At 69.7% G+C, this 11,348-nt stretch carries 11 protein-coding genes; 7 read left to right on the top strand and 4 right to left on the bottom strand.

What is annotated here, in order from left to right; translation table 11 throughout:
- Window position 1: 1 nt before the first annotated feature.
- The gene (locus GLX25_RS16990) at window positions 2-190 is read right to left on the bottom strand and encodes a hypothetical protein (protein WP_155843715.1); all 189 of its coding nucleotides are present in this window, start codon (window positions 188-190) and stop codon (window positions 2-4) included.
- 141 nt (window positions 191-331) lie between these two features.
- Between GLX25_RS16990 and GLX25_RS16985 the strand changes: the two genes are divergently transcribed.
- The gene (locus GLX25_RS16985; RefSeq protein ID WP_155843714.1) at window positions 332-808 is read left to right on the top strand and encodes a hypothetical protein; all 477 of its coding nucleotides are present in this window, start codon (window positions 332-334) and stop codon (window positions 806-808) included.
- Here the strand turns inward: GLX25_RS16985 and GLX25_RS16980 are convergent.
- Entirely contained in the window at window positions 754-1,518 is a 765-nt protein-coding gene (locus tag GLX25_RS16980; protein WP_155843713.1) for a CPBP family intramembrane glutamic endopeptidase, read from the bottom strand. The genes GLX25_RS16985 and GLX25_RS16980 overlap by 55 nt on opposite strands.
- Window positions 1,519-1,730: 212 nt before the next feature.
- Here GLX25_RS16980 and GLX25_RS16975 point away from each other — a divergent pair, with 212 nt between their 5' ends.
- The 5 genes from GLX25_RS16975 (at window position 1,731) to typA (ending at window position 9,293) form a co-directional block, all read left to right on the top strand.
- On the top strand, window positions 1,731-3,350 hold the full coding sequence (locus GLX25_RS16975) for a peptide ABC transporter substrate-binding protein (RefSeq protein ID WP_155843712.1): 1,620 nt from the start codon (window positions 1,731-1,733) through the stop codon (window positions 3,348-3,350).
- Window positions 3,351-3,535: 185 nt separating this feature from the next.
- A complete protein-coding gene (locus tag GLX25_RS16970; protein ID WP_155843711.1) occupies window positions 3,536-4,465 on the top strand; it encodes an ABC transporter permease in 930 nt (309 codons plus the stop codon).
- Entirely contained in the window at window positions 4,455-5,405 is a 951-nt protein-coding gene (locus GLX25_RS16965; RefSeq protein ID WP_155843710.1) for an ABC transporter permease, read from the top strand. Before GLX25_RS16970 ends, GLX25_RS16965 begins: the two co-directional genes overlap by 11 nt.
- On the top strand, window positions 5,402-7,174 hold the full coding sequence (locus GLX25_RS16960; protein WP_155843709.1) for a dipeptide ABC transporter ATP-binding protein: 1,773 nt from the start codon (window positions 5,402-5,404) through the stop codon (window positions 7,172-7,174). The genes GLX25_RS16965 and GLX25_RS16960 overlap by 4 nt, the downstream gene beginning before the upstream one ends.
- 196 nt (window positions 7,175-7,370) lie before the next feature.
- Entirely contained in the window at window positions 7,371-9,293 is a 1,923-nt protein-coding gene (gene typA, locus GLX25_RS16955; RefSeq protein WP_155843708.1) for a translational GTPase TypA, read from the top strand.
- Between the two features lie 231 nt (window positions 9,294-9,524).
- Here the strand turns inward: typA and GLX25_RS18430 are convergent, their stop codons facing one another.
- Window positions 9,525-9,701 carry a hypothetical protein gene (locus tag GLX25_RS18430; protein ID WP_166548940.1) on the bottom strand — a complete coding sequence of 59 codons (177 nt, stop codon included), beginning with the start codon at window positions 9,699-9,701 and terminating at the stop codon, window positions 9,525-9,527.
- Here GLX25_RS18430 and GLX25_RS16950 point away from each other — a divergent pair.
- Window positions 9,682-10,356, top strand: a complete 675-nt coding sequence (locus GLX25_RS16950; protein ID WP_166548939.1) for a M23 family metallopeptidase — start codon at window positions 9,682-9,684, stop codon at window positions 10,354-10,356. The genes GLX25_RS18430 and GLX25_RS16950 overlap by 20 nt on opposite strands.
- 88 nt (window positions 10,357-10,444) lie before the next feature.
- Here the strand turns inward: GLX25_RS16950 and GLX25_RS16945 are convergent, their stop codons facing one another.
- On the bottom strand, window positions 10,445-11,257 hold the full coding sequence (locus tag GLX25_RS16945; protein ID WP_155843706.1) for an enoyl-CoA hydratase/isomerase family protein: 813 nt from the start codon (window positions 11,255-11,257) through the stop codon (window positions 10,445-10,447).
- Window positions 11,258-11,348: the final 91 nt, after the last annotated feature.

The following is an 11,348-nucleotide window of genomic DNA, read 5'->3' as shown; positions in this document are numbered from 1 at the left end:
GTCAGGCCGTTCGCGGCGCGGCGTGCCGGCCCCGCTCGGCGAACACGACCGGTCGTCGCTCGACCGCGGCCGCTCGACGGCGGGCCACGCGCTGCTCGGCCTCGCGGATCTCGGCCTCGTCCGCGGTGAAGCGGTGGTCGGTGCGACGGCCGGCGAGGCCGCCCGCGCTGAGCGCGTGTGCGAGGTCCATGGTTCCTTCTCCTCAGGCTGGCTGGGGCCGCTTCGAACGGCCGCAGCCATCGTGCGCCCCGGCCGCCGCCGCGGCATCCGGGCCGTCCCGCCGTCGCCCCCCGGGAGTACACTGAGGATCACTCGCACTGAGGGGGTGCGCATGATCCCGATCGACCTCGTGGCGGCGCTCGCCACGCTCGGATTCGTGGGCGTGATGGTGGGCTGCACGATCGGCGCGTCGCGCATGACGGGCCTCGAGCAGCGCGCCGGGATGCTGGACCGCCGGAACCCCGCCCTGGCCGACGCGCTCCGACGGGCCGAGTCGTTCAGCGACCTGTCGCGCGGCGGCTTCTACGGGGGAGCCGAGCAGTTCTCCGCCGTCTGCACGCCCGGCCGTCGCAGCTGGATCGACGGCGCGCTCGTGCGCTCGAACGACTCCGACCTGCGCGTCGAACCGCCGGAGGAGACGCTGCCGCCGATGCCCGCGACCGTGGTCGCGCTCGCCGGAGCCCGGCACGTGGCCGATGCGCCGCGCCCGCGGCATCCGTCGACCGCGCCCGTTCGGCCCGAAGCGCCCGTCGGTCAGTCCGCGGGCGGCGCGAAGAGCCCCGGCCACCAGCCGACCGCGAGCGGGTAGCCGACGAAGCTCACGATGTCGAGGAGCCAGTGCGCGATGACCAGCGGCATCGTGCGGCCCCAGCGCGTGTAGGCCCAGCCGAACACGACGCCCATGATCGCGTTGCCGATGAAGCCGCCGAAGCCCTGGTACAGGTGGTAGCTGCCGCGGAGGAGCGCGCTCGAGAGGATGGTCGCCCACGGGCCGACGCCGAGCTCGCGGAGGCGGGTGAAGAGGTAGCCGACGGCGATGAGCTCCTCGGTGAGCGCCGCCTTCAGCGCGGCCAGCACGAGGACCGGGATCGTCCACCAATAGGTGTCGAGCGGCTGCGGCACGATCGCCACGGTGAAGCCGAACGCCCGCCCGGCTGCGTAGAGCGCGAGACCCGGCACGCCGATGACGGCGGCGAGCAGCAGGCCGGATGCCGCGTCCCGCCCCGGTCGCGTCAGGTCGAACCCGATGCGGCGGAACGGGCTGCGGCCCGGCTGCCAGAGCAGGTAGAGGACGAGCGCCACGACCGCCAGGCCGAAGACGAAGTCGAGGAGCTGGTAGGTGAGGTCGAGCCACTCCCGCGTCGAACGGGACTGGTTGAGCGCGGCGCTCTGCTCGCCGAGCGGGCGTTCGGCGGTGAGCCGGGCGACGATCGCGACGATCGAGTAGACGGCGGACGCCCCGAGCGAGAGCGCGAGCACGATGGCCACCTCGATGCGGAGACGTCGTGCCGCAGGCATGCGGCAATCCTCGCACGAGCGCTCGAGGCGCAAGAATCGTGCGTCGACGGCTGCTCATCTGCGCATCACCCTGTCGCAAGATTGCGCCTCGGTAACGGTTCCGCCGTGAAGTTTGTTCGGCCGGGACCCCCTTATAGTCTCGATTCACCTACCAGCGCCCCCCTGCTCGACCACGAATCGAACAGTCGTGCGCTCATCTCACAGGAGGAACATTGAAGATCAAGAGAATCGGCGTTGCCGCCATTGCTCTTGCGGCGGCCGGTGCGCTCACGCTCGCCGGTTGCTCGTCCAGCAACGAGCCGACCGCCCCGGCCGGCGACTCGACCGCGATCATCACGACCAACGGCTCTGAGCCCCAGAACCCGCTGATCCCGACCAACACGAACGAGACCGGTGGAGGCAAGATCCTCGACTCGATCTTCGCCGGCCTGGTCTACTACGACGGCGAGGGTGCTCCGCACAACGACATGGCGGAGTCGATCGAGACCGACGACGCGCAGACGTACACCATCACCATCAAGGACGGCCAGACGTTCACGAACGGCGAGGACGTCACCGCCGAGTCGTTCGTCAAGGCCTGGAACTACGGCGCCGCGCTCGACAACGCGCAGCTCTCGAGCTACTTCTTCGACTCGATCGAGGGCTTCAGCTACGACGAGAACGTCGACGAGCTCTCGGGCCTCGAGGTCGTGGACGACAAGACCTTCACCGTGACCCTGAAGCAGCCGGAGTCCGACTTCCCGCTGCGACTCGGCTACTCGGCGTTCTTCCCGCTGCCCGAGGCGGCGTGGGAGGACCTCGACGCCTTCGGTGAGAACCCGATCGGCAACGGCCCCTACATGCTCGACGGCGAGGGTGCGTGGAAGCACAACGAGCGCATCGACCTCGTGGTGAACGAGGACTACCAGGGTGACCGCCAGGCGGTCAACGGTGGTCTCTCGATCATCTTCTACGCCACGCAGGACGCGGCGTACGCCGACCTCCAGGGTGGCAACCTCGACGTGCTCGACGCCATCCCGGACAGCGCGCTCTCGACCTTCCAGGACGAGTTCGGCGACCGCTCCGTCACCCAGGGCGCGGCGATCTTCCAGTCGTTCGTGGTCCCGGACCGTCTCGCGCACTTCGGTGGCGAGGAGGGCAAGCTCCGCCGCGCCGCGATCTCGCACGCGATCAACCGCGAAGAGGTCACCGACGTGATCTTCTCGGGCACCCGTACGCCGGCCCACGACTTCACGTCGCCGGTCATCGACGGCTACTCGGAGGACATCCCCGGTAGCGAGGTCCTCGAGTACGACCCGGAGCTCGCCAAGGAGCTGTGGGCCGAGGCCGACGCCATCAGCCCGTGGGAGGGTTCGTTCCAGATCGGCTACAACGCCGACGGCGGCCACCAGGGCTGGGTCGACGCAGTGACCAACCAGATCAAGAACGAGCTCGGCATCGACGCTTCGGGTGCTCCGTACCCGACGTTCGCCGAGTTCCGCACCGCCATCACCGACCGCGCCATCGAGACCGGCTTCCGCACCGGTTGGCAGGCCGACTACCCGTCGCTCTCCAACTTCCTCGGACCGATCTACGTGACCGGCGCCGGTTCGAACGACGGTGACTACTCGAACCCCGAGTTCGACGCCCTCATCAACGAAGGCCTCAGCGAGACCGAGGTCGAGGCGGGCATCGAGAAGTTCCAGCAGGCGCAGGAGATCCTCTTCGAGGACCTCCCCGCGATCCCGCTCTGGTACTCCACCGTCAACGGCGCGTGGGGCGAGCAGGTCGAGAACGTCCAGTTCGGCTGGAACTCGGTGCCCCTCTACTACGAGGTCACCAAGAGCGAGTAATTCTCGATCAGCGGTTTCAGGGGGTTAGACTCTCTGACGCCCGTGGGGCGGCGGTCCAGTGGATCGCCGCCCCACTCCCACGTATCCGGGGTGTGCCGAGGCGCGTAACATCGTGTGTGCGCACTCCCATAACGGTGAGGTTTTCTTCAACAATGTCAACACACGCAGAACGCGGGGCCTGATCCATGGCCGGCTACATCGCGCGCCGACTGCTCCAGGCGATCCCTGTGCTGCTCGGCACCACCTTCCTGATCTACTTCATGGTCTTCGCCATGCCGGGCGACCCCGTCGTCGCCCTGTTCGGCGACAAGACCCCTCCGCCCCAGGTGCTCGAGGCCGTCCGCGAGCGGTACAACCTCGACCAGCCGTTCATCGTGCAGTACCTGCTGTTCCTGGCGGGCATCTTCCAGGGCGACTTCGGCGTCTCGTTCTCCGGTCAGCCGGTCTCCGAGATCCTCGCGGAGACGTTCCCCGTCACCCTCCGCCTCGCGATCCTCGCGGTGCTCATCGAGATGGTCTTCGGCATCGCCATCGGGCTCGTCTCGGGCCTCCGCAAGGGCGGGATCTTCGACGCGAGCTTCCTCGTCGTCAGCCTGATCCTCATCTCGCTGCCGGTCTTCGTCGTCGCGTTCGTCGCGCAGTACGTCTTCGGCATCCAGCTCGGTTGGTTCCGGACCACGGTGGGTCCGGGTGCGCCGATCCAGGACCTCATACTTCCGGCCATCGTGCTGGCGACGATCAGCTTCGCCCAGATCGTCCGACTGACAAGGGCGTCGGTCATCGACACAGGAGGACAGGACTTCGTTCGCACCGCCGCGAGCAAGGGACTGTCGCGCCGACGCATCGTCCCCGTCCACATCCTGCGCAACTCGCTGATCCCCGTCGTGACCTACCTCGCCGTCGACTTCGGCGTGCTCATGGTCGGCGCGACCGTCACCGAGGGCATCTTCAACGTCCCCGGCGTGGGACGAACCCTGTACCAGGCCATCATCCGCGGCGAGGGACCGACCGTCGTCTCGTTCGTGACCGTCATGGTGCTGATCTACCTCGTCATCAACCTGCTGGTGGATCTGCTGTACGCCGTTCTCGACCCGAGGATCCGCTATGCCAAGTAACACCCGCCCCGCTCAGGCGCACTTCGTCGCGCCCATCGACGAGACTCCGCTCGTCGCGATCGACTCCGTCAAGGCCGAGGGCAAGCCCACGAACCTCTGGACCGACGCCTGGCGCGACGTGCGCAAGCGTCCGATGTTCTGGATCTCGTCGGCCCTGATCGTCCTGATCGTGGTCGTGGCGCTCTTCCCGACGCTCTTCACGAGCGTCGACCCGCGGTTCTGCCAGCTCTCGCTGAGCAACCAGGGTCCCGGTGACGGCAGCGTGCTCGGCTACAACCGGCAGGGCTGCGACATCTACTCGCGGATCATCCACGGCACGTCGACGTCGCTCTCGGTCGGCCTCATCGTGACCTTCCTCGTCGCCTCGCTCGGCATCTTCTTCGGTGCGCTCGCGGGCTTCTACGGCGGGTGGGTCGACGCGGTCCTGTCCCGTCTCGGCGACATCTTCTTCTCGATCCCCTACATCCTCGCCGCGGTCGTCATCATGTCGGTGCTCTCGCAGTACGCGAGCGTGTGGACGATCTCCCTGGCGATCGGCATCTTCGCGTGGCCGGCGACGGCGCGTGTGCTGAGGGCCGAGATCCTCAGGGTGAAGAACTCCGACTTCGTCATGGCGGCCACCGCCGTCGGCGTCACGCGGCTCCGCATCCTGATCCGGCACGTGCTCCCGAACTCGATCGCCCCGGTGATCGTGATCACGACGATCTCGCTCGCGTCGGCGATCGTCGCCGAGGCGACCCTGTCGTTCCTCGGCGTCGGACTGCCGTCGAGCACGATGTCGTGGGGCAACGACATCAGCCAGGCCCAGGTCGACCTGCGGACCAACCCGCAGACCCTGATCCTGCCCTCCATCGCGCTGTCGGTGACCGTGCTGAGCTTCATCATGCTCGGCGAGGTCGTCCGCGACGCGCTCGACCCGAAGGCGAGGGCGCAGCGATGACCTCGACCGTGAACGGAACCGACGTGAAGCACTCCACGCCCGACGGAGAGGAGCGGCCGCTCCTCGAGATCAAGGACCTCAAGGTCGACTTCACGACCCAGGAGGGCAAGGTCACGGCCGTCGACGGCGTGAACATCACGCTCTACCGCGGGCAGAGCCTCGCGATCGTGGGCGAGTCCGGTTCGGGCAAGTCGACGACCGCGCACGCGATCATCAACCTGCTGCCCGGCTCGGGTCGAATCGCGGGCGGCCAGATCCTCCTCGACGGCCAGGACATCTCCAAGGCGTCGAAGAAGGAGATGGAGTCGATCCGCGGTCGCAAGATCGGCTTCGTGCCCCAGGACCCGATGTCGAACCTGAACCCGGTCTGGTCGATCGGGTTCCAGGTCGAGGAGGCCATCAGGGCCAACGGCATCGCGACCGGCCGCAAGGAGGTCCGCGCCCGCGCCATCGAGGTTCTGAAGCAGGCCGGGCTGCAGGATGCGGACCGCCGCCTCAAGCAGTTCCCGCACCAGTTCTCCGGCGGCATGCGCCAGCGCGTGCTCATCGGCATGGGCCTGTCGGCCGACCCGCAGCTGCTCATTGCGGACGAGCCCACGTCGGCGCTCGACGTGACGGTGCAGCGCGTCATCCTCGACCACCTCGAGTCGCTGACTCGCGAGCTCGGCACGACACTGCTGTTCATCACGCACGACCTCGGCCTCGCGGCCGAGCGCGCCGAGCAGCTCGTGGTCATGTACAAGGGCAAGGTCGTCGAGTCGGGTCCGTCGCTCGAGATCCTGCAGAACCCGCAGCACCCCTACACGCAGCGCCTCGTCGCCGCGGCGCCGAGCCTCGCCTCGCGCCGCATCCAGGCGACGAGCCACGGCGAGGAGGCCGCCGGGGCGCACGAACTCGGCACCGAGCCCGCGACGACGACCGACACGATCGACCTGATCGCGACCGCCGAGGCCCGTGCGGAGGCGCACGAGGCCGCGATGGCGCAACCGCCGGCGATCGTGATCGAGGACCTCACGAAGGTCTTCAAGATCCGCGGTTCGGGCGACTTCACGGCGGTCGACAAGGTCTCCTTCGAGATTCCGAAGGGCACCACCACCGCGCTCGTGGGCGAGTCCGGTTCGGGCAAGTCCACCGTGGCGAAGATGCTGCTGAAGCTCGAGGATGCCACGAGCGGCAAGATCCTCGTGGGCGGGAAGGACCTCGCGAGCCTCACCGGCAAGGAGCTCTTCGACCTCCGCAGCCGGATGCAGCCCGTGTTCCAGGACCCGTACGGATCGCTGAACCCGCTCCGCAACATCGGCAACACCATCTCGGAGCCGCTGGTCACGCACAGCGTGGGCGACCGCGCGTCGCGCCGTGCCCGCGTGTTCGAGCTGCTCGACCAGGTGTCGCTGCCGCGGACCCTCGTGGGCCGCTACCCGAACGAGCTCTCAGGCGGCCAGCGGCAGCGCATCGCCATCGCGCGTGCGCTGGCGCTGAAGCCCGAGATCGTCGTCCTCGACGAGGCCGTCTCCGCGCTCGACGTGCTCGTGCAGGCGCAGATCCTGCGCCTGCTCGCCGACCTGCAGGCCGAGCTCGACCTCACCTACCTCTTCATCACGCACGACCTCGCGGTCGTGCGCGTCATCGCCGACCACGTCTGCGTGATGCAGAAGGGGCGCATCGTCGAGGCCGCGACGACCGACGAGGTGTTCGAGAACCCCAGGGAGCAGTACACGAAGGATCTCCTCGCGGCGATCCCCGGTGCGAACCTCCAGCTCGGCGCGTAGCCTGCGCCGCACGGACGCCCGGTCTCCTCGCGGAGGCCGGGCGTCCGCCGTTTCCGCCGGACGCGGTAGGCTGGTCTGGCGCGAACCGTGACCATCGGCTGCCCGCGCTCCCACCGACTCCAATCCAGCGCCTCGGCGCTGCCGATCCGCGCCCCGGAGCCCTCACGGCGACCGGAGGCCACGCGAGGACCTCACCATGGCCAAGGCCACCCGCAACGACCTGCGCAACGTCGCGATCGTCGCCCACGTCGACCACGGCAAGACCACGCTCGTCGACGCGATGCTCCAGCAGACCAACTCCTTCGACGCGCACGCGCACGTCGAGGAGCGCGCGATGGACTCGAACGAGCTCGAGCGCGAGAAGGGCATCACGATCCTCGCCAAGAACACGGCGATCTCGTACAACGGCGTGCACGCGGGCGGATCCCCGGTGACCATCAACGTCATCGACACCCCCGGCCACGCCGACTTCGGCGGCGAGGTCGAGCGCGGCCTGTCGATGGTCGACGGCGTCGTGCTGCTCGTCGACGCGAGCGAGGGCCCGCTCCCGCAGACCCGCTTCGTGCTCCGCAAGGCGCTCGAGGCCCGGATGCCGGTCATCCTCCTCGTGAACAAGACCGACCGCCCCGACGCCCGGATCGACGAGGTCGTCGCCGAGAGCCAGGACCTGCTCCTCGGCCTCGCCTCCGACCTGGCCGACGACGCTGCGTCGGCTGGAACGGACGGCGACCTCGACCTCGATGCGATCCTCGACGTGCCCGTCGTCTACGCCTCGGGACGCAACGGCGCGGCGAGCCGCACGCAGCCCGACAACGGCGCGCTGCCGGACAACGACGACCTCGAGCCGCTGTTCGAGGCGATCCTCGAGCACATCCCCGCGCCGACCTACGACGACGAGCACCCGCTGCAGGCGCACGTCACGAACCTCGACGCGTCGCCGTTCCTCGGTCGCCTCGCGCTCCTGCGCGTCTTCCAGGGCACGATCAAGAAGGGCCAGACCGTCGCGTGGGTCAGGCACGACGGCTCCGTCCAGAACGTGCGCGTGACCGAGCTCTTCCTCACCAAGGCGCTCGACCGCTACCCCGCGGAGAGCGCCGGCCCGGGCGACATCGCCGTGGTCGCTGGCTTCGAGGACATCATGATCGGCGACACGCTCGCGGACCCCGAGGACGTGCGTCCGCTGCCCGTGATCGCGGTCGACGAGCCGGCGATCTCGATGACCATCGGCACGAACACCTCGCCGCTCGTCGGCAAGGTCAAGGGCCACAAGCTCACCGCGCGCATGGTCAAGGACCGCCTCGACCGCGAGCTCATCGGCAACGTCTCGTTGCGGATCGTCGACATCGGCCGTCCCGACGCCTGGGAGGTCCAGGGTCGAGGCGAGCTCGCGCTCGCGATCCTCGTCGAGCAGATGCGCCGCGAGGGCTACGAGCTCACGGTGGGCAAGCCGCAGGTGGTCACCAGGCAGGTCGACGGCAAGCTGCACGAGCCGTTCGAGCACCTCACGATCGACGCCCCCGAGGAGTACCTCGGCGCCATCACGCAGCTGCTCGCCGCTCGCAAGGGCCGGATGGACAACATGTCGAACCACGGCACCGGCTGGGTCCGCATGGAGTTCGTCGTGCCGAGCCGCGGCCTGATCGGCTTCCGGACCGAGTTCATGACGACGACGCGCGGCACGGGCATCGCGAACGCGATCTCGCACGGCTACGACGAGTGGGCGGGCCAGATCGTGACCCGCAACAACGGCTCGATCGTCGCCGACCGGGCGGGCGTCGTCACGCCCTTCGCGATCATCGCCCTCCAGGAGCGCATGACGTTCTTCGTGAACCCCACCGAGGAGGTCTACGAGGGCATGGTCATCGGCGAGAACTCGCGCAACGACGACATGGACGTCAACATCACGAAGGAGAAGAAGCTGACGAACATGCGCTCGTCGACGGCCGACACCTTCGAGTCGATGACGCCCTCCCGCCAGCTCTCGCTCGAGGAGTGCCTCGAGTTCGCGCGCGAGGACGAGTGCGTCGAGGTGACCCCGACCGCGGTGCGCATCCGCAAGGTGGAGCTCGACGCGACCGCGCGTGCGCGCGCCGCGTCGCGCCTGAAGAAGCAGGGCTAGCGCAGGGACGAGCGACGGGGGATGCCGCGGGGTCGCCGCGGCATCCCCCGTCGTCGTTCGCGGCTCACGCGGGTTGCCGGGGCGGTGGAGGAACCTCACAGAAAGCACCTCGTATGGTTGTCGGGTTCTTCGAAACCCGACTTTGTCGTTACGCAACCGTTACCTGAGCTTCACCCTTCCCCCGCTTATGAACTTCCCCCAGCATGGCCGTCGTGCGGCCGGACGCCCCCGTTACCGCCGCGCGAACCCCGCCACCCCCGCCACCCCCGCCAGCACCGCGACCTCCGCCGAGAGCGCCAGGCCGATCGCCGCGCCCGAGGCCGTCGCCCGCCCCGTGCGCCGCCGCCGCGCCTCCGCCGCGCTGCGCCCCGTCATGACGATCGGCGCGATGACCTTCGCCGGGGGCATGCTGCTCTCGACGAGCGTCCCCGCGCTCGCGGTGACCGCGACCGACACCGTGGCCCGCGCGTCGGTCTACGCGCCGGCCGAGGACTCGATCTCGATCCGCTCGCAGACCCTCGAGGTCGGCTCCGAGGTCGCGCTCGAGCCGATCGACGTCGGCGACTGGGACGTCGAGGCGGCTCCGCCGCCCATCGAGTCGAGCGTCGCGGGCCTCGGCGACGTGTCCCTCCTGCAGGCCGACCGCGTCGTGTGGCCGGTCGACCCGTCGCGGACGGCGTCGGGCTTCGGCCCTCGCATCGCGCCCTGTGCGGGCTGCTCCACCTTCCACGACGGCATCGACTTCAACCCGGGCGCCGGCGCGACCATCGGCTCGGTCGCCGACGGCGTCGTCATCACGGCCACCGAGGCCGGCGGCGGGCTCGGCGTCTACGTCGAGGTCCAGCACAACATCGGCGGTGCCGTCATCACCTCGCTGTACGCGCACATGCAGTACGGCTCGCTCCAGGTCGCCCCCGGCCAGCGGGTCACCGCCGGCCAGGCGCTCGGTGCGGTCGGCACGACCGGCCAGTCCACCGGGCCGCACCTCCACCTCGAGATGTACGGCGCCGACGGCGTCCGCTTCGACGGCATGTCCTGGCTGAGCTCGCACGTCAACGGCTGAGCACGCACGTCGACGGCTGAGCACGCACGTCGATAGCTGAGCCGACGCGGCGGCCGATGCCGCGGCGCGAGCCGCGGCATCCGTCGCCTCAGCGACCCGAGAACCCGGGCTCGCGCTTCTCGATGAACGCGGCGACGCCCTCGCGCATGTCGTCGGTGCGGAACGCGTCGGCGAAGCCCGCGACCTCGAGGGCGGTCGCGGTCGCGGTGGGGGTTCCCGCCGCCTCGACGAGCACCCGCTTCGCGAGGGCGACGGCCGTCCAGGCGTTCGCCGCGACCTCGTCGATCGTCGCGCGTGCGCCGGCGAGCAGCGCGTCGCGATCGGGGAACCGTCGCGCGATGAGGCCCGCGGCCTCCGCCGTCGCGGCGTCGATGCGCCGTCCGGTGAAGATGAGGTCCTTCGCGAGCGGGAGCCCGACGGCGCGGGGCAGCCGGACGGTGCCGCCGAACCCGGGGATGAGGCCGAGCCGGACCTCCGGCTGGCCGAACGACGACGACTCGGTCGCGTAGATGAGGTCGCACGCGAGCGCGAGCTCGAGCCCGCCGCCGAGTGCGAACCCGTCGACGCAGGCGATGACGAGCGCCGGGAACGCCTCGATCGTCGCGGCGACCCGGTGCCCCAGGCGGGCGGCCTCGGCGCCCTCCTCGGGCGTGAGGGTCGACAGCGAGCGGATGTCGGCGCCCGCGACGAACGCCCGCCCGCCCTCGCCGACGACCAGGACGCCGCGGACGGCGTCGGCCTCGGCGCGGAGCGCGTCGAACGCGTCGGCGATGGCCACGAGCACGTCGGGGGAGAGGGCGTTCAGCGCCGTCGGCCGGTCGATCACGACGGTGGCGACGACGCCGTCGCGCTCGATCCGCACGGGCGGGTGCTGCTCGTCGGGTCCGGGCTGTTCGGTCATCCTCGATCGTCCTTCCCGCGGCGGTCGGGCCGCGCCGCCGACCACGCTACGGCATGGTGCGCGCACGCGCGCCGCACCGGCGGCACCCGCA

This window comes from Agromyces luteolus (assembly GCF_009729855.1).
GTDB classification, from domain to species: domain Bacteria; phylum Actinomycetota; class Actinomycetes; order Actinomycetales; family Microbacteriaceae; genus Agromyces; species Agromyces luteolus.
The sequence above is the reverse complement of the archived record's forward strand: the minus strand, read 5'-3'. Positions and strand labels throughout refer to the sequence as shown.